Origin of the sequence: Paraburkholderia phymatum STM815 (genome assembly GCF_000020045.1) — a bacterium.
In the GTDB taxonomy this organism is placed as follows: domain Bacteria; phylum Pseudomonadota; class Gammaproteobacteria; order Burkholderiales; family Burkholderiaceae; genus Paraburkholderia; species Paraburkholderia phymatum.
The window spans coordinates 212,296-234,495 of the sequence record NC_010627.1; the positions used below are offsets into that span (position 1 = coordinate 212,296).

17 protein-coding genes and 3 pseudogenes are annotated in these 22,200 nt (G+C 60.7%); 4 read left to right on the top strand and 16 right to left on the bottom strand.

What is annotated here, in order from left to right; all coding sequences use genetic code 11:
• Window positions 1-4 precede the first annotated feature (4 nt).
• From BPHY_RS36845 to BPHY_RS36890, 9 genes are all read right to left on the bottom strand, one after another.
• Window positions 5-838: a phosphoenolpyruvate hydrolase family protein gene (locus BPHY_RS36845; protein ID WP_012406556.1), complete on the bottom strand. Its 834-nt coding sequence runs from the start codon at window positions 836-838 to the stop codon at window positions 5-7.
• A complete protein-coding gene (locus BPHY_RS36850) occupies window positions 835-2,046 on the bottom strand; it encodes a Tm-1-like ATP-binding domain-containing protein (protein WP_063713889.1) in 1,212 nt (403 codons plus the stop codon). The genes BPHY_RS36845 and BPHY_RS36850 overlap by 4 nt, the downstream gene beginning before the upstream one ends.
• Window positions 2,047-2,479: 433 nt before the next feature.
• Window positions 2,480-3,595 (bottom strand): ABC transporter ATP-binding protein, encoded by a 1,116-nt coding sequence (locus BPHY_RS36860; protein ID WP_012406559.1) that lies wholly within the window; start codon window positions 3,593-3,595, stop codon window positions 2,480-2,482.
• Window positions 3,588-4,409 carry an HAD-IIA family hydrolase gene (locus tag BPHY_RS36865; protein WP_012406560.1) on the bottom strand — a complete coding sequence of 274 codons (822 nt, stop codon included), beginning with the start codon at window positions 4,407-4,409 and terminating at the stop codon, window positions 3,588-3,590. Before BPHY_RS36865 ends, BPHY_RS36860 begins: the two co-directional genes overlap by 8 nt.
• The gene (locus tag BPHY_RS36870) at window positions 4,402-5,172 is read right to left on the bottom strand and encodes an SDR family NAD(P)-dependent oxidoreductase (protein WP_012406561.1); all 771 of its coding nucleotides are present in this window, start codon (window positions 5,170-5,172) and stop codon (window positions 4,402-4,404) included. The genes BPHY_RS36865 and BPHY_RS36870 overlap by 8 nt, the downstream gene beginning before the upstream one ends.
• Entirely contained in the window at window positions 5,172-6,116 is a 945-nt protein-coding gene (locus BPHY_RS36875) for a ribokinase (RefSeq protein WP_012406562.1), read from the bottom strand. Before BPHY_RS36875 ends, BPHY_RS36870 begins: the two co-directional genes overlap by 1 nt.
• Window positions 6,113-6,874 carry a carbohydrate ABC transporter permease gene (locus BPHY_RS36880; protein WP_208459161.1) on the bottom strand — a complete coding sequence of 254 codons (762 nt, stop codon included), beginning with the start codon at window positions 6,872-6,874 and terminating at the stop codon, window positions 6,113-6,115. The genes BPHY_RS36875 and BPHY_RS36880 overlap by 4 nt, the downstream gene beginning before the upstream one ends.
• A 111-nt stretch (window positions 6,875-6,985) precedes the next feature.
• The gene (locus tag BPHY_RS36885) at window positions 6,986-7,936 is read right to left on the bottom strand and encodes a carbohydrate ABC transporter permease (protein ID WP_012406564.1); all 951 of its coding nucleotides are present in this window, start codon (window positions 7,934-7,936) and stop codon (window positions 6,986-6,988) included.
• 100 nt (window positions 7,937-8,036) lie between these two features.
• Complete coding sequence (locus tag BPHY_RS36890) at window positions 8,037-9,536, bottom strand: ABC transporter substrate-binding protein (RefSeq protein ID WP_012406565.1); 1,500 nt, start codon at window positions 9,534-9,536, stop codon at window positions 8,037-8,039.
• A 300-nt stretch (window positions 9,537-9,836) separates the two neighbouring features.
• Here BPHY_RS36890 and BPHY_RS36895 point away from each other — a divergent pair, with 300 nt between their 5' ends.
• Window positions 9,837-10,910, top strand: coding sequence for a LacI family DNA-binding transcriptional regulator (locus BPHY_RS36895; protein ID WP_012406566.1), 1,074 nt, complete (start codon window positions 9,837-9,839; stop codon window positions 10,908-10,910).
• 416 nt (window positions 10,911-11,326) lie between these two features.
• Here BPHY_RS36895 and glcC read toward each other — a convergent pair.
• Window positions 11,327-12,120, bottom strand: a pseudogene (gene glcC, locus BPHY_RS36900) (transcriptional regulator GlcC).
• A gap of 206 nt (window positions 12,121-12,326) precedes the next feature.
• On the opposite strand from glcC, the gene glcD reads away from it, so the two are divergent.
• From glcD to glcF, 3 genes and pseudogenes are all read left to right on the top strand, one after another.
• Window positions 12,327-13,826: a glycolate oxidase subunit GlcD gene (gene glcD, locus BPHY_RS36905; RefSeq protein WP_012406568.1), complete on the top strand. Its 1,500-nt coding sequence runs from the start codon at window positions 12,327-12,329 to the stop codon at window positions 13,824-13,826.
• Window positions 13,826-14,902, top strand: coding sequence for a glycolate oxidase subunit GlcE (gene glcE / locus BPHY_RS36910; protein WP_012406569.1), 1,077 nt, complete (start codon window positions 13,826-13,828; stop codon window positions 14,900-14,902). The genes glcD and glcE overlap by 1 nt, the downstream gene beginning before the upstream one ends.
• Window positions 14,903-14,915: 13 nt before the next feature.
• Window positions 14,916-15,650, top strand: a pseudogene (glcF, locus tag BPHY_RS36915) (glycolate oxidase subunit GlcF); the annotation flags it as partial.
• 297 nt (window positions 15,651-15,947) lie between these two features.
• Here the strand turns inward: glcF and BPHY_RS40810 are convergent.
• From BPHY_RS40810 to BPHY_RS36940, 6 genes and pseudogenes are all read right to left on the bottom strand, one after another.
• A pseudogene (locus BPHY_RS40810) lies at window positions 15,948-16,196 on the bottom strand (transposase domain-containing protein); the annotation flags it as partial.
• A 148-nt stretch (window positions 16,197-16,344) separates the two neighbouring features.
• A complete protein-coding gene (locus BPHY_RS36920; protein WP_012406571.1) occupies window positions 16,345-17,352 on the bottom strand; it encodes a site-specific integrase in 1,008 nt (335 codons plus the stop codon).
• Window positions 17,339-18,295, bottom strand: coding sequence for a tyrosine-type recombinase/integrase (locus tag BPHY_RS36925; protein ID WP_012406572.1), 957 nt, complete (start codon window positions 18,293-18,295; stop codon window positions 17,339-17,341). The genes BPHY_RS36920 and BPHY_RS36925 overlap by 14 nt, the downstream gene beginning before the upstream one ends.
• Window positions 18,292-19,548, bottom strand: coding sequence for a site-specific integrase (locus tag BPHY_RS36930; protein WP_012406573.1), 1,257 nt, complete (start codon window positions 19,546-19,548; stop codon window positions 18,292-18,294). The genes BPHY_RS36925 and BPHY_RS36930 overlap by 4 nt, the downstream gene beginning before the upstream one ends.
• 511 nt (window positions 19,549-20,059) lie before the next feature.
• Window positions 20,060-21,268, bottom strand: coding sequence for an IS91 family transposase (locus tag BPHY_RS36935; protein WP_012405793.1), 1,209 nt, complete (start codon window positions 21,266-21,268; stop codon window positions 20,060-20,062).
• 8 nt (window positions 21,269-21,276) lie between these two features.
• A complete protein-coding gene (locus tag BPHY_RS36940; RefSeq protein ID WP_012405792.1) occupies window positions 21,277-22,155 on the bottom strand; it encodes a tyrosine-type recombinase/integrase in 879 nt (292 codons plus the stop codon).
• Window positions 22,156-22,200: the final 45 nt, after the last annotated feature.

The window sequence follows — 22,200 nt, forward strand, 5'->3', positions numbered from 1 at the left end:
TTGCTCAGGTAAGGCGTTCGTCCAGCGACACCGCCTTGAATGCCTCGGCTGCGGCCTTCACTGCTCGCTCGATCGGGATTCGTTCAATGGACGATGCGCCGACAAAACCGACGCATTTCGTTGATCGATAGACTGCCTGTGTATCTTCCGGTTCGGCGACTGCCCCACCGTGGGCGAGCAGGATGACGTCGTCGCGAACGGCAAGCGCTGCGGAATTGATCTCGTTAATCCGCTGGACAGCCGTGGCGATGTTCTGGCCTCCTTCGTGCCCTGCAAGCCCACCTCGCGTCGCACCAACGTGCGGAACGATGCAGTCCGCCCCCGCTTCGGCCATGCTTCTCGCGTCCGACGCAGTGGCCACGTAGGCCATCGTGAAGATATCCTTGCGCCGTGCGAGCGAAATCATCTCCAGTTCTCGCTCGAATCCCAGGCCCACGCGGCCACGGCGATTTCGCCACGTCTCGCCCATCGTCGAGATGGTCGGGTAGTTGATCACCCCGGAAAATCCCGCCTGCCAGAAGCGATCCAGCAACGCGTCGAGATCGAGCCGCAGCGGGTCCCACGCCTCCACCCCGCCGATCACCGGTACGTCGGCCACGACGTTGCGAATCTCCGAGGCAAGTTCGACCGTCCTGGCATTCGAGTCGCCGATACGGCTCGTTGGTAACCCCATCAATCTGGAAAGACCGGTGCTGTACACGACCAGCAGGTCGGCCCCACCCAAAGCCGCACATTTCGCAACCAGACCACAGCTGCTTCCCGCCGCAAGAACTGGTCTGCCTTCAGCGACCTGTCGGAGCAAGCCGTCGCGAATTGACGTACGGGTAAACATTTTCATGGCCGGACTTCCTGGTTAAGCTGTTTAGTCATCCACGACACTGCGGCGTGCGCAAACGCAGGGTCATTGATGTGGCAATCGATCTCGATCGCGGGAATGGCCGGCGGAAGCGCCTCGCGGACGCCCTGAAACCATGCACGATCTGCAGGCGGATCAAAGAACGCCTCACCTTCGCGGTCATAATCGGACACACCGCGGCGCGGCCACAGCACGCAGGTGGGTCCTTTTGCCCTGGCGATCTTGCAACCGGTAATGCGCCCAATCTCCCTGTTCTCTTCTGCCGTCGTGCGCATGAGCGTGGTAAATGGCGTATGTGAGTAGAAGGTTCGCCCTTCGAACTGCGCCGGCACAGTGTCTGGCGCGCCAAAATTCACCATGTCGACAGCACCTGGCGCAACCAGCTGTGGAACGCCTGACTCGGTTGCCGCCGTCAGTCGTTCCGGCCCGGCACTCGCCGCCCCCCCCACCAGTTCGTCCGCGAGCTCCGTGGTCGTGAGGTCAATGACGCCATCGAATTCGCCAGCGCGCACCAGCTTTTCCATTGTCCGTCCACCCGCACCGTTCGCGGGAAATACGATCGAATCGACGCCTGAGTTTCGAAGCTGGGCAACACAGGCGGAGGCAGCCGGCGTTGTCACGCCGAACGCCGTGATGGCGACCACTTTCCGGGCGCGTCGACGGGCGGGCTGAAAACGCATCGCCGCAATCGCATTTACTGCGTTGTTCAGCACACGTTCTGTAAAGTCGTTAATGCCGAACAGGTCGACAAGCGTCGGATAAAACAGGATGTCGCTCTGACGGGCCAGTTCCGCCAAAAGTTCGGGCCGCGCGCTTGATACAAGAATGCGGGGAAAGCCATACGGAAGATCACCCGCGATCGCCCCGAACGCTGCGCTGCCCTTGCCTCCGGCGATGCCAAGAACCGCCGTCACTTCACCGGACTTCGTTCGCATCTCAAGTTCGTCGCGGACCAATCCCGCAATTCTGGCCAGCATGCCGGATGGGGACTTCCGCTGACCATTCGATTGACCATTGCCTTTCTCATCAGGAAGTCGCTCACGCGCGTACGGTCCGGTGGTACCGATATCGAAAATCCGACAGGATCGACCGAGGCGCCCCAGTGCTTTCGACACAAAAGCTACCTCGGCACCCTTGGTGTCCAATGTGGCGATGATGGCCACTGCATCATTTCCAGATGGCGATGTCATTTGAGTTTCGTCCAATGCCAATAGATTAGTAGTGCATATTTCTAGACTAACGATACTTGATTACCCAGTTCGTTGTGGAGAACGCTACGCGCTCATTTTAGAGATATGCGTACTGCCCAGCGACGCGCATCGCGGGCCGCTCTCGCGGAGGCGGAAAGACGTGCCAGGTGCCGTCGCCGTGGCGAAAGAAAAACATCTCTACCAACTGCCCCGTTCTTACTGTCTCGACGCACACGTAACGCGCCTGCGCGGTGCGTCGATGGCTGAATCGCTTGACCCGCACCCGGCCCGAGGGGTCCGGCGCGAGCCAGTGTTCCACCATTGCACGCAGCGACCTCTCAGCATCCGCCATTGCTTTCTCCTGCCTCTGGCCGTACGTCCTCCGCCACAACGGTTCTGACCATACCGCCGCCTTCGTCTGCAACCAGACACGTCAATTCCACGCCCGTGGGACATTCCTGCGCCGCAACGCTTGCCCGCTTGCGTCAAAGAGGTGGCAATCGCCCCTCGCAACTGACAGCGAGACTCGCCCCATTGGAGCTGCGAAGTTTCCTTCCGCAGGAGCTCGTGCAACAAGTGCCTCACCGCCCACTGTTCCATAGAGATAAGTCGCGTTGCCGAGATGTTCGACAAAGTCGACATCCAGCTCCACGCGCAGCTGATCGTGGTCACTGGTTGGCGCGGTGAAGTCATCCGGACGCACGCCGACCGTGACAGCCTGACCGGGTGAAACACCGTTCGCCTCGACCGGCAGCACGACTGGGGCCGCGCTGCTCAGACTCACGGTCACCCCTCCGGGGCCCGTGTTCACACAGGCTGCCTTGAGAAAATTCATACGCGGGGACCCGATGAATCCGGCCACAAACTGTGAGCTGGGCTGATGATAAAGCTCGTGCGGCGTTCCGACCTGCTCGATATGGCCGTTCCGAAGTACGACGATCTTGTCGGCCATGGTCATTGCCTCGACCTGATCATGGGTGACATAGATCATCGTGTTGCCGAGTTCACGGTGCAGCTTCGCGATCTGCACACGCATCTGCACGCGAAGCTCCGTATCGAGGTTCGACAGCGGCTCGTCAAAGAGAAAGACCTTGGGTTCCCTGACGATGGCGCGCCCGATCGCCACACGCTGGCGCTGACCGCCCGAGAGCTGCTTTGGCCGACGATCGAGCAGGTGCGCGATCTGAAGCATGCCGGCGACTTCTTCAACCCGCGGCCCGATCGCGTCACGAGGCACCTTCGCCATGCGCAGCGGAAACGCCAGGTTGTCCCGCACGCTTAGATGCGGGTAAAGGGCGTAGCTCTGAAACACCATGCCGAGATTTCGATCAGCCGCATCGAGATGATTGACCACCTGGTTATCGATGGAAAGCCGTCCGCCGGTGATCTGCTCGAGGCCCCCGATCATGCGCAACAGCGTCGACTTGCCTGATCCCGACGGACCCACGAAGACAACGAATTCGCCGTGGCGGATCGACAGATCGATGTCGTGGAGAATTTCCGTTCCACCATAGCTCTTCCGGACACTTTCGAGTTGAACTTCAGCCATGACTCGCTCCCAGAGCGTTCTCGTTGAAGACAGGAATATCCCGCAGGCTTTGAACGACAAAATCGGGCGGCAAAAGCGCGGGATCTTCGACGGCTGGCACACCCGTCGTAATGAGCACCGAGTGCAACCCGGCGCGCTTGCCCGCCTGGATATCGGTGGGAATCTGGTCGCCGACCATGATGGTTTCCTCGCGCGCTGTGCCTAGGCGAGCCAGCGCCGCTTCAATCATGTGCGTCTCCGGCTTGCCCACAATGATGGGCTTTACCCGGGCCGCCACCGCCACGGCAGTCAACTGCGCTCCCGCCCCCGGCTCGAATCCCTGGGCCGTCGGCAACAACAGGTCCGGGTTCGTTCCAATCAATGTGGCACCGTCCAGAATGGCCTGTACCGCAACGCGCATCTTCTCGTGCGAAATCGCGCGGTCTAGTCCCATGACCACAGCTGCTGGCGAACGGTCGGTGATGTTCATACCTGCCCCGGCAACCGCGTCTGTGAGCGACTCTGCACCGATCACATACACTGGTGTCCCTTCCGGCCACATGGTACGAAGCAGGCGCGCTGTCTCGCCCGCGGACGTGACCACCTCCTGCGGCTCGATCGGAAGTCCCATGTCCGCAAGCTTTTTCACCACGTCAGCTTCGGTATGCGTCGAATTGTTCGTGACGAAGCAGAACGGCACGCCGAGCCTGCGCCACTCCTGAAAAGCCTCGATCGATTCTTCAATCACCTGTTTTCCGCGATAGACAACGCCATCGAGATCCGAGACAACGCCACGGATGCGCGGCCAGGCCCGCATTTGCATTTGCTTATCCATTCATCAGCATCCCACCGTTCACATGGATGATCTGCCCGGTGATGTAATCGGCTGCCGGGCTCGCAAGGAAAAGTGCCAGGCCCGAGATGTCCTGCGGTATGCCGACACGGCCGAGAGGAATGCGTCCGCTGTGTCGTGCCTCGGTCTCTTCCCGCGGACGCCCGTGCATCGGCGTATCAATGATGCCTGGCGCGATACCATTGACGTTGATTCCGAGCGGTGCGCATTCATACGCGAGCAGCTTCGTCAGGTCATGCACCACTGCCTTCGACAGGCAGTAGTCAGCGCCGCCCGCCTGATAGTTAAATACAGCGCCTTGCGATGACAGGGAGGAGCCGATGTTGATGATGCGACCGCCCCCTTCCCGCATGGACCTCGCCACGACGAGCTTCGAGCAGAGAAGGATCGCGTTCGCATTGATCTCGAGCGTTCGCTTCGTTTTTTCTTTATCTCCTGTCAGCAAAGGCTCCGCAGATTTCACGCCGGCGTTATTCACCAGGACCTGAAGCGGGCCGAAGCGTTCAGTCACTTCGTCAATGACATTTGCAACGTCCGCCTCGTCGGTCACATCCATCGCCATCGGAACGACGCCCTCGAATTCCGGGCTGCGCGCGAGGATTGTGCGCAACGCATCCAGGTTCGTATCGGTGGCCACGACCCGCGCGCCCGCCTGATGGAAGGCCGACGTGATGGCAGCGCCAATACCGCCGCCGGCGCCGGTCACGAGTACGGTTCGGCTTGATAGGGAAAATGGTGCAGACATTACGACTCCAGTGACATGATGGGTTGCAAAAAGTCGTCGACTTCGCGAGCCGATGGCATCGCGATCTGTGCGCCGTGGCGCGTGACCGAGATCGCCGCGACCGCCATGGCCCGGCAAATCGCACTACGAATCGGATGTCCCATTGCAATCGCCGCCGCAAGGCCACCGGTAAAGGCGTCCCCTGCACCGGTTGTATCGACCGCCTGTACGGGGAACGCCGGCATCCCGAAGGATTGTTCGATGTCGGCATACCAGGAACCCTGTTCGCCCAGCGTGATCACGACAGCGCGGGGACCCAGCCCGAGCAGGGCAGTGGCGGCGCTTCGCGCCGTTTTGTCGTCCACGACGCGGATACCCGTGAGCTCCGACGCCTCCGCTGCATTTGGCGTGACGATATCGACGGCCCGCCATGCATCCCGGCTCATACCCGATTGCACGGGCGCAGGGTTGAAGACGAGCGTGAACGGAACTTCACGTTTTAGCGAGAACAGGTATTCGAGAGCCGGCAGTGGCAGTCCCATCTCTGCGACGACAACGGTATCCTGCGAGATGAAACTCGCGCCATGGCTGATACTCGCAACCGTGATGTGCCGGTTTGCACCCGGGTCGATGATGACCACGTTGCTGCCGTCATTGCCTACTGCCACGAGTGCGGATCCGGACGGTTCTCCCGACGCGATCTCGACTGCATCCACGATCACGCCAGCCTCTTCCAGCGAGCGCAGCAGGAAGTCTCCCGCCTCGTCGCCACCGATTCGCGTAAAAAATCGTGGAGCAGCGCCAAGCCTGGCAGCGGCGACCGCCTGATTGGCCCCCTTGCCGCCTGCGTAGCGGGCGAGCGTGCCCATGACCGATTCGCCTGCCGCAGGCAGGTGCTCGACTTCAAAGCATAAGTCGAGATTTGTGGTTCCGAAGAACATGAGAGGACGTGAGGTCGCATTCATTTCACGGCTCCCATCGTCAGGCCACGTTCGAGGTGCTTCTGGCCAAGCAGGATGAGAATGACCGGGACTGCCATGGTCACGACGAGGCCCGCGGCCATCACCGGATAGAACTGAAGGCCGGGATTCAGCAGCTTTAGCAGCGCCACCGTGACCGGTGCCTTGTCGGAACTCAACATCAACCCGAGCGCAAAGTTGTGCCACGCAAGCAGGAATACCAGTAACGACGCTCCAATCAGCCCGGGCTTAAGCAGCGGCAACACGATATGCAGCACCACACGCACAGGCTTCGCCCCGTCCATCGCAGCCGCTTCCTCGATATCTTTTGGGATATCTTCGATATACGAGCGGCTTAACCACACAATCATGGGCAGCGTGATGACCTGATAGACCCAGATCATCCCGAGATACGTGTCGTATAGGCCGATCGCCTGGAACACGTTGAAGAGCGGAATGACCACCAGAAGGACTGGAGCGAACCGGAATCCCAGGATGAAGAACGCAATGTCTTCCTTGAACGGAATGTCCTTGCGCGCGAGCACATATCCCGCAGGGACGCCTGCCAGTAAGGAAACAATCACCGATCCGAGAGCGATAACCACACTGTTGATCACCGGATGCAGGAAGTCGACCTTCAGGGAGCCATAGCTCGTCGCGCCGGACTGCGCTGCGTCGAACAGCACGCGGAAGTTTTCGAGCGTTGGTTGAAAAACGAACTGCGGCGGCCAGGCCATGACCTGCCCCTGCGTCTTCAGCGACATCAGCACGATCCAGACGACAGGAAAGGCAATGACCGCTGCACAACCCAGCACGAGCAGATTGAGGCCAAAACGGATACCGTACGAGCGATGGATAGGCATGGGATCAACTCCTCAGCTCACGCGGCGGCGGACCGCCCGCCACAGTTTCGCCAGCAGCATTGCGCTGGCAAGCACGACGAGCCAGTTCACCACCATCAGCGCTGCGCCACGACCGAAGTTCATGTCCTGGAATGCCGTGATGTATGCCTGCACAGAGAGCGCTGCCGTACTGTCGCCGGGCCCACCCTGCGTGGTGCCAAAGATGATGTCGAACTGCGTCAGGGATTCAATCAGCCGGAACAGGGCAGCGACCAGAATGTAGGGTGCCACCAGCGGCAACTCGATCCGGTAGAAGATGCTCCAGGCCTTTGCCCCATTGATGCGGGCCGCTTCCCGGATATCGTCCGTAATCCCCTGAAGCCCGGCAAAGATGATCAGCGTGAAAAACGGCGTGAACGTCCAGACGTCGATCAGCACGACCGACGCAAGCGCCGAACTTTCACTTGATATCCAGGCGAATGGCCCCAGGCCCATAAGGGAGAGCAGGTAGTTCAGGATGCCCGCTTGGGGGTTCATCATGGTGGTCCACATCAGTGCGACGCTCATCGGCGGCAACACCAGCGGCAGCAACACCATTGGTCTCAGCACGCGTGCGAGCAGCACCTCAGACGCAAAGAGTCTTGCGATGGCAAGTCCGATAACGGCTTCGAGCGACACGCAAGCGAACGCATACGTCAACGTGACTCGAAGGTTGTTCCAGAAGTCAGCACTCTGGATCAGCAGCGCGTAGTTCCTCAAGCCGACGAAGTGCATAACAGGCACCCCGAATCTCAGATTGGTGAGTGACTGGTACACCCCGTAAAAGAACAGAAACAGGAAAGCCACCAGGATGATGATGGCGGGGCTTACGGCAACCAGACTGAACCAGTCGGCAGACCGTCGACCAGCCGGCTCTGCCGGCTCCCTGGCGAGCTCTCGTGAACCAAATGTTGTTGCGCGAGACATCTGTTGAACCTCGTACATGTTTCTTTCCCTGAATGTCTGTCCTGAGAAAGACCTGCATCGCGGCTTCGCGAGCCACGACGCAGGCTTTGCATAACTGGAGTTGCTACCTATCTCTCAGCTAGAGATTCGCCTGGATGTCCTTTGCGAGCGCACGCATCGTGTCATTGACGTTGGCACCGTTGACCATTTTCTGCATGGCCACGGCCCAGTCGTTCATTGCCGTGCTGAATCCTACGCGCGGCGTAAAGAGCAAGGACGCGCGCTGCTGCACCTCCTTGAAGGTATCGACGAAGTTGTTAAATTGGGGCTGGCTCGCATAAGCCAGCCATGCCTTGTCGTTCCACGTCGAGACACGCGGCGGATTGACCAGCTTGCCCGCCAGCGCGCCGTTGAGGTCCACCTGCTTTGACGTTGCCCACTGCACGAAGAGCCACGCTGCCCCCTTGTTCTTCGACGCAGCATTGATTGCCAGTGACCAGATCCAGATGTTCGACTGGAAGCTCTTCGCACCCGGGGCGTGCAGTGGCGGCGCGAAAGCGATCTGACCGCTTGAGGACTTCCCTGCGACGTCGTTCCAGAAGCCGAACATGTTGGAATCAATCGCCATCGCGGTACGTCCTGTGGAAATTCCGTCGACGACCTGGTACCAGTTGTCATTCGCAAAGGACGGCGCCGCGCAGCTCTTGATCATCGCCACGTAGTCCTTCTGAAACTGGACCGACGCCGGCGAATCCAGACCGGTGTCGAGCTTGTCGCCCTTCTGGATGAAATCACGAACGCCGTACGATGCGGCAATGGAAATCGGGGCAGTATGGATGCTGCTCCAGAAACGGACACCACGGACCGCCAGCGGCGTGATGGCCGGATCAGCCGCCTTCAATGCGGTGCAGGACGCTACCATCTCCTGCGGAGTCTGCGGGACCTTGATGTGATACTTGTCCAGGATATCCTTGCGATAGAGAAGCTGGATGTTCTCGAAAGCATGCGGGATCGCCCAGATGTCGCCTGTACCGGGTGTAGCGATCTGGCCGTCCTTGACTGTCCACGTCAGGGCGCTGCGCAAGGCCGGGAAGAAGTCGTTGTAATCGTAGCTGGCCTCGGTCAGCTTCGGATCGGCGAGGTATTTGTTCAGCGGCTCCAGCAGCCCAGCGGGCGTCAGATCCCACGCAGGCTGGATCCCCGTGCCAACGACATCCCAGGCAGGAGATTTGGTCGTGAGTTGAACCGTCAGTTTGTTCCAGTAAGTGTCGTCCGGATAGAGTTCAGGTTTTACCTTGATGCCGGTAAGCTTCTCGAACTCGGGCAACTGGGCCACAACCGCATCCGCATACGGATGGATGTCGTACGCCCACGTAATGGTGGTACCCGCAAACTGACGCCAGTTGACGGTTTCGCTGAACGCGCTTTCAGCGATTCCGAACCCGCAGAAAGCGACAGCACCCGCGACAACGGCCCTGAAAAGGCCGTATCGCACGCGGCGACGCGCAAGACGTTGACCACAATTCTTGCGAAAATGTCTGCCGAATGCGAGCGACGCTCGCGCTCCAGTACATCTGTCCAACACTGCTGTTACGCCGACGACACCTGCCGGCGTGGTTTCTCCATGCCTTGCGTTCATCTTTGTCTCCTGAGTGCCACATGTAATTGGACTGCGGCCTTGCACCGATGATCGTGGGCCTTTAGGGCAGACAGGCTACGCCAGCTTTCGGCACCGTCATCGTTTGTAGCGCTACCCTGGGCGATGGAAATCGGCCGTAGTATTGAAAGCGCTTTCAGGTATATTCTGCTGGATGAAGGCGATTGTCAAGGACTCTGCCGGCAGGGTAAACGCTGTCCGCCCTGCTTCGCCTCATCCCCGGAAACGCCGGCACCAGCCGTGCCGCCGATCTTCCCTTTGTAACCTTTGCACCGCAAAAACATGCCAAGCAGTCAGCGATCGAAAGCCAAAGCAGTGGGTAACGGCAAGGTGAGGATTGAAGAAGTGGCCCGTATGGCTGAGGTGTCGCCAGCCACCGTATCGCGCGTGCTCAATCATCCGGAGATCGTGCGGTCTGCGCTTCGTGAGAAGGTGCAGAAGGCGATTGAAGCCTTGGCCTACAAACCCGACAACGCTGCGCGGGCGTTGATGTCCCGCAAGACCCGCACGGTCGGCATCGTGGTTCCCACCTTGCGCACAAGCATCTTTGCGGAAGGCATTGAGGCTCTGCAAACCCGCCTCTCCGAGCGCAACTACACACTTCTGATTGCAGCATCCCAATACGATTCCGACCGCGAACTGCAGGAGGTCCGGACGTTGACCGATCGCGGCGTCGACGGCATCGTTTTGGTGGGGAATACGCACCTCCCAGAGACCTACGAGGCAGTCAGGCGCAGCGGGATACCCTTTCTGACGACTTATGTGTCGGATTCCCGCGACGACGTGCCCGCGATCGGGATTGACAACGAGAGCGCCACCTATGACATGACGAGATATCTTCTCGGCCTCGGGCATCGCGAATTTGGAATCATCGCGAACACGCAGACGTCAAGCGATCGTTCCCGTGCGCGTGTGGTGGGCATCCGGCGAGCGCTGAAAGATGCTGGCATTGCCCTCGACACTTCGCGCATCATCAAGGCGAACTACTCGGTCATGCATGGACGAGCGGGATTGCGCGAGCTACTTCTCCGCGATCCCACTATTACGGCCATCATCTGTACGACCGATACGCTGGCGATCGGTGCACTCGCCGAAGCGCGCGAAATGGGGTTGCGCGTGCCGCAGGACCTGTCGATCACTGGCTTCGATGATATCGAGCTGGCCGCGCAGCTCGAACCACCACTAACGACGATCAGCATGCCCGCCGGGGAAATCGGTCAGGCGGCCGCAGACCATCTTCTGAACGCAATTGACGGGATTCCGATACCTCTGAGCATGGCGCTTCCGTACCGGCTCGTTGTGCGGGCATCGACCGCGAAGCCACGGACCAGACAATTGCCACCGATGCAGCGTTGAATTTTCCGATGACAATCCGAGGTAGCCCCACGCGGGCGCATGTTTACTCCCGCGACCTGCATCGATATTGCTGTCGTAACGAAGCCAATACGGCAGCAACGGTGTCGCCTTCGATATCTGCCTGGCACCCCGAACATCTCGCGGCTCTCGCCACGAGGCTCCGTTACGCGGCTCAATCCCGGCCCGCACGTACTCCTGTGAACGCTTCGCCAGCTCCCTCGCGGGTGCGCACGCATGACTCGCGGCCGCCGTGGCTGGCCAGGCCTTCAGCGTAGGACTCTTTCATTCACAACACTTTGCCGTTTTTGGCCAGCGCACAGGCAGGGAAGAGCTTTACCATCCACTACGTTGTCGATTTACATCCGGCAAACGGCGAGACGCGTCTTACCTGATAACGTCTCTCAAGGCAACGCGCGTCACCTCCACCCTTGCAGCTTCAGCGTCGCCCGCACCAGACGCTGCTCCTCCTGTTCGATCTCCTGCAAGCTGTCGCGCAGGCCGTTGATGTGATCCGCGGCGCTGCCCGATACGCCTGCTCGGGCAGCTTGCCCGTCACCGCGTTGTACAGGCACGCATGCTGTCGGCCGATCCGCTTGCGATGCGGCTGCCGGTGATAAAGATTGTTCACCGACGCAAACACCGAACTCAGCAGCAGCTCGGTCAACGAGCTCAGCGTATGCACGAGCACCGGGTTGTGCGACGCCTCGCAGATCGCAAGATGAAACGCGTGGTCGAGGCGCGCGTGGGTGGCCGGATCGGTTGCCATGTCGTGTGCGGCGAGCATTTCCTCGTAGCGGCGCGTGATCATCATGTAGTCGGCGGGCGTGCCGCGCTGTGCGGCGAGACGCGCCGATTCCGCTTCCAGCATACCGCGCACTTCGAACAGGTCGTAGAGCGTGCGCGGCTGAGAAGCGAGCAGATGCATCAGCGGCGATTGCGGCGGCTGCGCAGTGAGATTCGCGACGAACGAGCCCTTGCCGTGCGCCGTCTCGATGATGCCTCGCGCGCGCAGCAGCTTCGGCCCTTCGCGCAGTGCCGTCCTCGATACGCCGAGCTTGTCTGTCAGGCGGCGCTCGGATGGCAACGCCTGCCCCGCTCTCAGCACGCCATCGACGATCAGTCGTTCGATGCGCTCCGCGACCACATCGGCGATCTTGCGATCGGCCTCTCTTGCGCTGTTTTCCGTATCTGCAAACACTGGTATGACCACTTTCAGAAGTGATTTTTCATGAAAGCAATGATATCGAGAGTTCCCTTTTAAATGGCTAGATTGATCCACTCAACGGACCGATGCCGCCAAAAAACTGGTACGACCACTTGGTTCATCCATCGACATCACAATACGACACGGGAACAATCGGCGGCTACACGGATAAGCGGCACGCGAACAGGCATGAGCGTCCACGGAGACACCCCATGAGCTACGCCTACGACGAACGGATCGACGGCCCCCTTCCCTCGCACGATAAAGCCGCGCTGGTTGCCGAGTTGCAGCGCGTCATGCCCGGCATGCAACTGCTGCACGACCGGGAGGATCTGCGTCCGTTCGAATGCGACGGACTTTCCGCCTATCGCACGACACCGATGATGGTCGCGCTGCCCGACTCGATCGAGCAAGTGCAGGCGCTGCTGAAATTCGCCGCGGCGCGCAAAGTGCCCGTCGTCGCGCGCGGCGCGGGCACGGGGCTGTCGGGCGGCGCGCTGCCGCTCGAACAGGGCATCCTGCTCGTGATGGCGCGCTTCAACCGCATTCTGCACATCGACCCCGAAGCGTCGATCGCGCGCGTGCAGCCCGGCGTGCGCAATCTCTCGATCTCGCAGGCAGCCGCGATTCACGGCCTCTACTACGCGCCCGATCCGTCCTCGCAGATTGCATGCTCGATCGGCGGCAATGTCGCCGAGAACGCGGGCGGCGTGCACTGCCTGAAATACGGCTTGACGGTGCACAACATCCTGAAGCTCGAAGTGATGACCATCGACGGCGAGCGCCTGACGATCGGCTCCGAAGCGCTCGACTCGCCCGGCTTCGACCTGCTCGCGCTGTTGGCGGGATCCGAAGGCATGCTCGGCATCGTCACGGAAGTCACCGTGAAGCTGTTGACGAAGCCGCAAAGCGCGAAGGTGCTGCTCGCGAGTTTCGACGACGTAGAAAAAGCGGGCGCGGCCGTCGCGCGGATCATTGGCGCGGGCGTGATTCCAGGCGGCCTCGAAATGATGGACAATCTCGCGATCCGCGCCGCCGAGGACTTCATCCACGCGGGCTATCCCGTCGATGCCGAAGCAATCCTGCTGTGCGAACTCGACGGCGCGGAATCCGACGTGCAGGAAGATTGCGAACGCGTCGGCGCATTGCTGCGCGAAGCGGGCGCGACCGATATCCGCGTTGCGAAGGACGAAGCCGAACGCCAGCGCTTCTGGGCTGGCCGCAAAAATGCGTTCCCCGCCGTGGGCCGCGTGTCGCCCGATTACTACTGCATGGACGGCACGATCCCGCGCCGCGAACTGGCGCGCGTGCTGCGCGGCATCGCGGCGCTGTCGGACGAATATGGCCTGCGCGTCGCCAACGTCTTTCATGCGGGCGACGGCAACATGCATCCGCTGATTCTCTTCGATGCGAACGCACCGGGCGAAATGGAGCGCGCCGAAACGCTCGGCGCGAAGATCCTCGAACTGTGCGTCGACGTCGGCGGAAGCATCACGGGCGAACATGGCGTCGGACGCGAGAAGATCAATCAGATGTGCGTGCAGTTCAGCAGCGAAGAACTCACGCTGTTCCATTCGCTGAAAGCCGCATTCGATCCCGACGGCCTGCTCAATCCCGGCAAGAACATTCCGACGCTGCATCGCTGCGCGGAATTCGGTGCGATGCATATTCATCACGGCAAGCTGCCGTTTGCCGAACTGGAGCGCTTCTGATGCGACGCGAATTCGATTCAATGGACGACAGCGCGCGCCTCATCGCGCAGGTTCAGCGCGCGATCGCCCAGCACACGCCGTTGCGCATTCGCGGCAGCGACAGCAAGCGCTTTCTGGGCCGCGACGTGCAGGGCGAGGAACTCGATACGCGCTCGCATCGCGGCATCGTCGCGTACGACCCGACCGAACTCGTGATCACTGAGCGCGCGGGAACGCCGCTTGTCGAATTGAACACCGTGCTCGACGACGCCGATCAGATGCTGCCGTGCGAGCCGCCGCTCTTCAACAGCACGGGAACGATCGGCGGCGCGGTTGCGAGCGGGCTTTCTGGGCCACGCCGTCCGTGGGCGGGCTCGATGCGCGACTTCGTGCTCGGCTGCCGCGTCATCACGGCCGATGGAGACCATCTGCGCTTCGGCGGCCAGGTGATGAAGAACGTCGCGGGCTACGACATGTCGCGTCTGCTCGCGGGCAGTTTCGGTTCGCTCGGCGTGCTGACGGAAGTGTCGCTGAAAGTGCTGCCGAAGCCGCGCGAGCGGCGCACGTTCGCGCTCACGCTCGGCGCTGAGCAAGCGCTGCAGGAATTATCGGCGTGGCGCAAGGCCGCGCTGCCCGTGACGGGCGCGTGCTATTTCGACGGCAAGCTGCATGTGCGGCTCGAAGGCGGCAGCGGATCGGTGAAGTCGGCGGTGGACCGGATCGGCGGTGCAGAAATCGACTGCGCGTTCTGGGATGCTTTGCGCGATCATCGTCTGCCGTTTTTCGACAACGGTACCGACACAAGGCCGCTGTGGCGGCTGTCGCTGCCGAATGCGACGCCGCTGATGCCGCTGCCCGGCGATGTGCTGATCGACTGGGCGGGCGCGCAGCGCTGGCTCAGGAGCGACGCGCAAGCCGCCGACATTCGCCAGCTCGCGCACGCGGCAGGCGGACACGCGACGTGCTTCACGCCGTCGCTGGAGCGCGAGCCGTTTCACCCCCTCGCCGCGCCGCTGCTGCGCTATCAGCATCAACTGAAACGCCGCCTCGATCCGAGCGGCGTGCTGAACCCCGGCCGCCTGTACGCCGACCTTTGAAGCGAACGCAATCATGCAAACGAATCTCGACTCTCACGCGAAAGCGCTGCCCGACGCCGCAGAAGCGGAAAGCATCTTGCGTTCGTGCGTGCATTGCGGCTTCTGCAATGCGACGTGCCCGACCTATCAACTGCTCGGCAACGAACTCGACGGGCCGCGCGGGCGCATCTACCTGATCAAGCAACTGCTCGAAGGCGAGCCCGTCAGCGACAGGACGCAACTGCATCTCGACCGCTGCCTCACGTGCCGCAATTGCGAAACGACGTGTCCATCGGGCGTCACGTATCACCGGCTGCTCGACATCGGACGCGCCGAGCTGGAGCGCCGCGTCGAGCGGCCCGTCGGCGAACGGTTGACGCGCAAGGGCCTGCGCGCGGTGATTCCGCGACCCGCCGTATTCGATGCGCTGCTCAAGACGGGGCGCGCCATACGGCCGCTCTTGCCCGCTACCGCGCAGGCGAAGATTCCGAAGCACGCCGCCGTGCCCGCGAAGCCGCGCCCGGCGCCGCGTCACGCGCGGCGCGTGCTGATGCTCGAAGGCTGCGTGCAGCAATCGCTGTCGCCGAACACCAATGCGGCGGCGGCGCGCGTGCTCGACCGGCTCGGGATCAGCGTGACGCCCATCAGCGAAGCGGGCTGCTGCGGCGCGACCGACTATCACCTGAACGCACAGGACGCGGGACTCGATCGCGCGCGCCGCAACATCGACGCATGGTGGCCCGCGATCGAAGCCGGCGCCGAAGCGATCTGTATCGGCGGTTTCTGGAGATGCGTGTTCGTTCAGGTATGTGGTGCGTAGCCCACTTCTTACGCCCCACCGATAGAAAACCAGCGCAACCGCCACAACAGTCAGCATGTCCCTACCCGTTGGGGATGATACCTATGCCTCCAAACTCCCGTCCGCCCAGCAACGAAAGCATCGCCATGGCGGGCAGGTACAACGTAAGCGCGCAATCTAGCACACGGAATTGGCATGCCGGCGCGGTGGACGATCATGTCTCACCGCATCAGGTCAATCAATGAAGTTTGCTTCAATGCACCCGGATCAAGCGGGGTTAGGTGCAGCGGCCGTGAGCTTGGCGAAGTTGAAGGGCAACAGGTCGGTGACATCGGCATCTGGCGGGCGCTGAGGTAATTCGGTCAGCACATGCACGAGATATGCGTAGGGCTCGACATTGCAGGCCCGACACGTGAGCACTAGGCTGTAGACCATTGCACTCGCTTTCGCTCCGGCAACCGTGTCGCTGAACAGCCATGAGGATCTGCCAGTGCAGAATGGCCGGATGTCGCGCTCTTATCCGCCCATCGGAATTATGCAGACTTCCGAGTGCCGACCATATTTACGATTCAAAGTTGTTCGCGTTTGCTCTCAGTCGGCACCTCGATATGCGTCAGTAAGTCCGGGTCTTGATGACAACGAGCCCCCTATGAAGCGAGCATAATCATAGTCGATCGAGGAAGGCCAGAAGATCGCGCGGTGGGCGAAACCGCCGCTGTCTGAATTGGACAGGTTGAATGGCACTGAGTGCGCGCTGCTTCATGGCTAGGTCAGCTTCGATATACATGTGAGTTGTTGCAGGGCTTTCGTGACCGAGCCATAAGGCAATCAACGACAGGTCTACGCCGCCCTGAAGCATATGCATCGCGGTCGCGTGTCTCACAACATGCGGAGATACGTGTCGCGCCTTGAGCGGCGGATAACCCTCGGAAGCGGTTGCCGCCGCCAGTTTTAAGCGGTCGGTGACTCCGGCTCGCGTCATCTGTCCACCGGACCTGTTGGGAAAGAGCCATTGCTGCGGGTCCGGATTGATCTGCCGTAACCAGCGGCGCAGCAGTTTCGCAGTGTCGTTCCACAGTGGGAGCGTGCGCTCCTTTCGACCCTTTCCGTGCAGGAGAACGCAGGAACCGCGGCCCAAAGTGACATCCTTGACACGCATGGATGTGAGCTCAGATACGCGCGCGCCCGTATTGTAGAGCGTAGCCAGCATAGCCTGATCGCGTTTCCCGCACCAGGTATCCGCGTTGGGAGCAGCAAGGATACATTGCATTTCCTCACGACTGAGAAAACCGACCATTGGGCGGTCGAAGCGTTTCATGGGGATGGCCAGCACCCCCTGAAGGACGGGTAAAGCAGAAGGCTCCTGCAACGCTGCATAGTGCGCGAAAGACCGGACCGCTGCAAGGCGCGCGTTGCGGCTACGAATCGTGTTGTGCCGACCGACTTCCAGATGGTTCAGGAAATCTAGAATCAGACCTGCGTTGAAGTCAGTCAGTCGTAGTTTGTGGGGTGGCCTGCCGACGTGCTGTTCGGCGAAATGGAAAAGCAGGCGGAAGGTGTCGCGATAGCTGGCGACGGTACGAGGACTGACGTTGCGCTGCCCGATCAGATAGTCCATGAAGAACTGCTGAAGCAGGACCGAGAAACGTGCTGCTGGGTCAGGGATGTTCATTTGCAATCTCCCGCGCATAGCGCTCGAAACGCTGAGACGCAACGGCCATGAGTTGGGGAATCGTATTGATATACCAGTATGTATCGGTTACCCGGACATGGCCAACATAGGTGGAGAGCGCGGCGATCGCGTTGTCGACCTTGATCTGCCGTCGGTACCAGCGAAGCAGGCAATTCGATATGAACGTGTGCCTCAAGTCATGAATGCGCGGTGCCGAGTGATCGCCGCGTGCGACCCAGCCCAAACGTCTGCGCAAAGTGGAAAATGCATCTTCTGCATTCCATATCTTTAATGCGCACCCCCATCCTGACAAGAAGAAGTTGTCATCTGTAGCGAGCGGAAGAAACTGGTCACGGGCATGCTCGTAACGTTGAAGGGCTGCGACGGTCGTTGCATGCAGTGGAATCAGGCGGGATTTTTTGAATTTGCTGTTGCGTACTCTCAGCATGCCTTGCTCAAGCATCACGTCCGAACGTTCAAGGCGCAAAGCCTCTGAAATACGCATGCCCGTAGCAGCAAGCAAGCCAAACAGAGTTTCGTAGGTCGCTGGACGCAGTCCTCCTCGCGGGGACAAGTGTCTGGCGGCTATCAACAGCGCATCGACTTCCTCGTCGCTGTAGATATGAGGTACCGGTCGATGGTGTGTCGAGCCCAGCATCCTGGGTGGTGGGACTTCCGTACCAGGGGCGTATTGCTGTAGGTACCGGGTGAATGGGCGAAGCACTTCGACTCGCTTTGCGGCAGTGATAGGACGCTCAGAATGAGTATCGCTCGCCCAGCGCAGTATGAGATCCAGCGTGACCGGGCCCCGATGACCGCAATGCTCGGCGAAGCGGACGAACGCCAGGAGTTGTGGCCCCTGACTTCGCAACTCGAATCCCATTTGCCGCTTGACGCGTAGATAGTCCTGAACGTGACCGGTTAATGTACGCGAGTAGCTCATGATCTGCCCTCCGGCCACACCGCCGCAATCGCTATCAACCTATTGAAGTCAATCTTGGAATAAATCATGGTGGTATTGAGGCTGCGGTGACGCAATACGTCCGCGATATCCTTGAGAGAAGCCCCGTTGCTGAGCATGCGGCTGGCCAGCGAATGCCGCAACAAGTGCGGACCCATCGACGTAGCCGGCCATCCACATCGAGCATATGCCTGTCTGACCGAACAGCCTACGACAGCTGAGGTGACCGGGCGATCGAACGGAGCGCGATGTCGCACGAAAAGTGCGCGGCTGGGAGTTCGACCTCGACCATCGTGCACGTAATTGGCCAAGGCACGCCCTGTTTGCACGGGTAGCGGCAGGAAATCTACCCGCTTGCACTTCGCTGCCTGTATGCGCAACGTCCCCTCGCGCCAGTCGATGTCCGAGAGCTGAAGTGCCGCCACTTCTCCCGCGCGCAACCCGAGATCCACCAGCAAACGTGCCATGGCGTAACCCCGCTGTCCTGATGGAGTCCGTGTGTCAAAAGCATGCAGAAATTGTGAAATCTGCTCCTTCGTCAACAGTCTCGGTATGCGCGCCATCGACCACACCGCCACCTTGGGGATAGCAGCGATCAGGGATTCGGTGTGGTCCCCCACAGACTGCCGGTAACGGAGATAGGTGCGCAGGCTACCGGCGAGCGCTCCGGCACTCCTCGGGCTGAGGCCCTTGCTTCGCTCGACGACGAAATTTAGTACGTCCCGCGGTTTGACTCGACGCATGTCGATGCTTCGGTTACCGAAGTGATTGACGAGAAACTCGCCTATGCGATCGCGGTGATTGCGGCGAGTAGATGCTGCAAGGCCACGAGTCTCGGCAAGGTATGCATCAAGAAGACGCAGCTCATCGACAACGGTGCTCGGTAACGGTGATGATCTTGGGCGGATCAACCCCTGCGCGCGAAGCATCTTGAGCAGGTGTCTGAGTGCGGCACGAGTAAAATTCACTGCGCATGCGCTCCGTCCGGGACAATCGCAGTCTGGAAGGTGAACTGAGATGAACTGGCGAATCAATTCCTCATTGATCTGATCAAGATCGACGTGACGAAATGTGAGCCAGCGTGAGAAGTGGGCCAAACAGGCAAGGTAATGCCCAATGGTATGAAGCGCGTAACCGTGACCGAGAAGGTAGTCGATGTATGCCTGCCTGCTCGGCGCGAGCACACTATCCTCGAGCTGGTACCACGTTCGAACTCCCATGTGATCGGCGTACATGGTGATGTCCTCCGGTGCGATAGACTCCCTCAGCAGAACACCTTTTATTATGTTCAGCAACCGGAGGATACTTCGTCACGAAGGACACTTCACTGATGAGCCCGATTCGAATGCCCCCGTCTTGACCGTGCATAATTCCGATGGGCGGATAAAGCAGAGGTTTTTTTGGTTAGCGATCGCGGCCGCAGACGCCTGAACAGGCTAAGCGAGGCAAATCCGAGATCGGTAATCAAAAAAACGTTTGTGCTAAACCGCTCCACGGGCGGTCGCGGCTATGGGCATTGAATGAACGACTCGGTGGTTCGCGATACTCGGGGCGTGACTATCGCGCCGAGGTTCAGGGCGAGCGAGTGCGGGATGCACCGTGAGCGCGGCAGCAATGCGAGCTTCAGTGGGCGGGTAAGCCGAAGTTTCGGAGCATTGTGCTGCGAGAGCATACCGAAGGCACGAGTTCGGGCACGCAGGCCTGATCGGGCAAGGCGAGCGTGTTGGGCAAAAGTGTCGATATCGGCTAGTGCACATGGGCGGGAGCAGGCGGAGCCCGCGGAAGGATGCCGGGCACGCCGCCTTCGATGCGGACCATGTGGCCCTTGCCGCACACGGGGCAGTCACGCAATGACCTGCCGGTGAGCCGCTGGTAGCGGTCGCGGTAATCTTCTCCGTTGGCGGGTAATTCGGCGGCGGGCGGCTCGACGCCGAGCAGGTGCCGGCAGATGGCCAGGCGCTGCGCCCGGTGGCAGTTGGCGAGCCAGCCGTAGCTGCGAATGCGCTTGAAGCCGTCGGGCAGCACGTGCAGCAGGAAGCGGCGGATGAATTCGTCAGCCGTGAGCGTCATGGTCCTGTGCCGGGCCTCGTGCCGGTAGTCCTTCCAGCGGAACTGCACGCCGTTTCCGTCGAAACCCAGCAGCCGGTTATTGGAGATGGCGACGCGATGGGTATAGCGCCCCAGGTAATCGAGCACATGTTCGGCACCGCCAAAGGGTGGCTTGGCGTAGACGACCCACTCAGACTTGGCAGCGGGCGCAAGCCAGGCAGCGAATTCCCTGGCATCCCCCAGGAACTCGAGCTGGCCGTGCAGGCGAAGCATGCCAGCGTCAAAAGCGCGGCGCAGCTGCTCGAGGAACAGTCGGCGAAAGAGTCGTGAGAGCACCCGCACAGGCAGGAAGAAGCCGGGGCGGCAGGCGATCCAGCGTTCACCGTCCGGGGAGATGCCACCACCGGGCACGACACAATGCACGTGCGGGTGGTGCAGCAGATTCTGCCCCCACGTGTGCAGGATCGTGATGAAGCCGATCTCGGCGCCCAGGTGCTTCGGATCGGCAGCGATCGTGCGAAGAGTCTCGGCGCTGGCGCGAAACAGCATGTCGTAGAGCACGCGTTTGTTCTGGTACGCGAGAGCCGCGATGGGTTCGGGAAGCGTGAAGACGACATGGAAGTACTCGGTCTCGGGAAGCAGCTCGGCCTGCCGGCGTTCAAGCCATTGCGCACGTGCAAGCGACTGGCACTTTGGGCAATGTCTATTGCGGCACGAGTCGTACGCGATGCGCTGATGGCCGCACGCGTCGCACCGCTCGACATGCCCGCCGAGCGCGGCGGTACGACAAAGCTCGATTGCACTCATCACGCGCCGCTGGACACGAGTGAGCCCCTCGGCGTGGGTCTGCCGATACTGCGGACCACAGCGGCGAAGGATGTCCGCCACCTCGAGCGCCGGGCGCATCGCCGGCGTCAGAAGTACTCGGGCGCAGGTGGCGGCGATGGAATCGGTGCGGGGTGCGGCAGCAGATCGAAGGGACTCGCTGTCGCACATACGGTGCTGGTCGCGATTCTCAAGTAGCGCGAAGTAGTCGCGAGGGACCTATGGCCCATGAGCAGCTGGATCCTGCGCACATCGGTACCGGCTTCGAGCAGATGAGTCGCGAATGCATGTCTCAAGGAATGCGGTGTTATCGGCTTCCGGATGCCACATCGTTGGCGAGCGAGAGCGCAGATTCGCGAGACGGCGCCCCGAGTGATGGGGTGTCCAGGAATATCACCGGGAAACAGCCAGCCGCGGGGGTGAGCGTCTTGCCAGTACGTTCTGAGGATCTCAAGCAGACGCGGCGAGAGCATTACGTAGCGATCCTTGCGGTTCTTGCCCTGGTTCACACGGATGACCATGCGCTTGCTGTCGATGTCCGTGACCTTCAGGTGGACGACTTCCGACACGCGCAGGCCGGCGGCGTAGGCAACCATCAGGATGGTCCGATGCTTCAGGCTGGGGATCGAGTCGAAGAAGGTGGTGATCTCCTCCAGGCTGAGGACAACCGGCAGGCGGACCGGCTTCCTGGGCAATGGGAAATCCTCGTCACTCCAGTCACGTTTGAGCGTCACGCGATAGAGAAAGCGCAGCGCACCGATCGCCGGGCTGAGACTGGCGGGTGCCAGCTTGCGCTCTTCGCGGAGATAGATGAGCCAGGCCCGGATCTCCTCGGGACCCAGCAGTTCGGGCGAACGGCGGAAGTGGCGCGCGAAACTGGATACCTGAATCAGATAGGACTTCTGGGTATTCTCTGCAAGGTTGCGGATCTGCATGTCATGCAGCATGCGTTGGCGCAGTGGCGTCATGGCGAGCCTCCTGGAAGCAGTAGGTGGAATGCCCAACCGGGCGTT

Bases quoted from the DNA above. Each gene is read 5' to 3' on its own strand.
- BPHY_RS36930 (WP_012406573.1), bottom strand. From the start codon at position 19,548: ATGTACGCCGATCACATGGGAGTTCGAACGTGGTACCAGCTCGAGGAT.
- BPHY_RS36865 (WP_012406560.1), bottom strand. From the start codon at position 4,409: ATGGATAAGCAAATGCAAATGCGGGCCTGGCCGCGCATCCGTGGCGTT.
- BPHY_RS36920 (WP_012406571.1), bottom strand. From the start codon at position 17,352: ATGAACATCCCTGACCCAGCAGCACGTTTCTCGGTCCTGCTTCAGCAG.
- glcD (WP_012406568.1), top strand. From the start codon at position 12,327: ATGAGCTACGCCTACGACGAACGGATCGACGGCCCCCTTCCCTCGCAC.
- BPHY_RS36935 (WP_012405793.1), bottom strand. From the start codon at position 21,268: ATGCGCCCGGCGCTCGAGGTGGCGGACATCCTTCGCCGCTGTGGTCCG.
- BPHY_RS36875 (WP_012406562.1), bottom strand. From the start codon at position 6,116: ATGAATGCGACCTCACGTCCTCTCATGTTCTTCGGAACCACAAATCTC.
- BPHY_RS36860 (WP_012406559.1), bottom strand. From the start codon at position 3,595: ATGGCTGAAGTTCAACTCGAAAGTGTCCGGAAGAGCTATGGTGGAACG.
- BPHY_RS36880 (WP_208459161.1), bottom strand. From the start codon at position 6,874: ATGTCGCTGAAGACGCAGGGGCAGGTCATGGCCTGGCCGCCGCAGTTC.
- BPHY_RS36890 (WP_012406565.1), bottom strand. From the start codon at position 9,536: ATGAACGCAAGGCATGGAGAAACCACGCCGGCAGGTGTCGTCGGCGTA.
- BPHY_RS36870 (WP_012406561.1), bottom strand. From the start codon at position 5,172: ATGTCTGCACCATTTTCCCTATCAAGCCGAACCGTACTCGTGACCGGC.
- BPHY_RS36885 (WP_012406564.1), bottom strand. From the start codon at position 7,936: ATGTACGAGGTTCAACAGATGTCTCGCGCAACAACATTTGGTTCACGA.
- BPHY_RS36850 (WP_063713889.1), bottom strand. From the start codon at position 2,046: ATGACATCGCCATCTGGAAATGATGCAGTGGCCATCATCGCCACATTG.
- BPHY_RS36940 (WP_012405792.1), bottom strand. From the start codon at position 22,155: ATGACGCCACTGCGCCAACGCATGCTGCATGACATGCAGATCCGCAAC.
- BPHY_RS36845 (WP_012406556.1), bottom strand. From the start codon at position 838: ATGAAAATGTTTACCCGTACGTCAATTCGCGACGGCTTGCTCCGACAG.
- glcE (WP_012406569.1), top strand. From the start codon at position 13,826: ATGCGACGCGAATTCGATTCAATGGACGACAGCGCGCGCCTCATCGCG.
- BPHY_RS36895 (WP_012406566.1), top strand. From the start codon at position 9,837: ATGCCAAGCAGTCAGCGATCGAAAGCCAAAGCAGTGGGTAACGGCAAG.
- BPHY_RS36925 (WP_012406572.1), bottom strand. From the start codon at position 18,295: ATGAGCTACTCGCGTACATTAACCGGTCACGTTCAGGACTATCTACGC.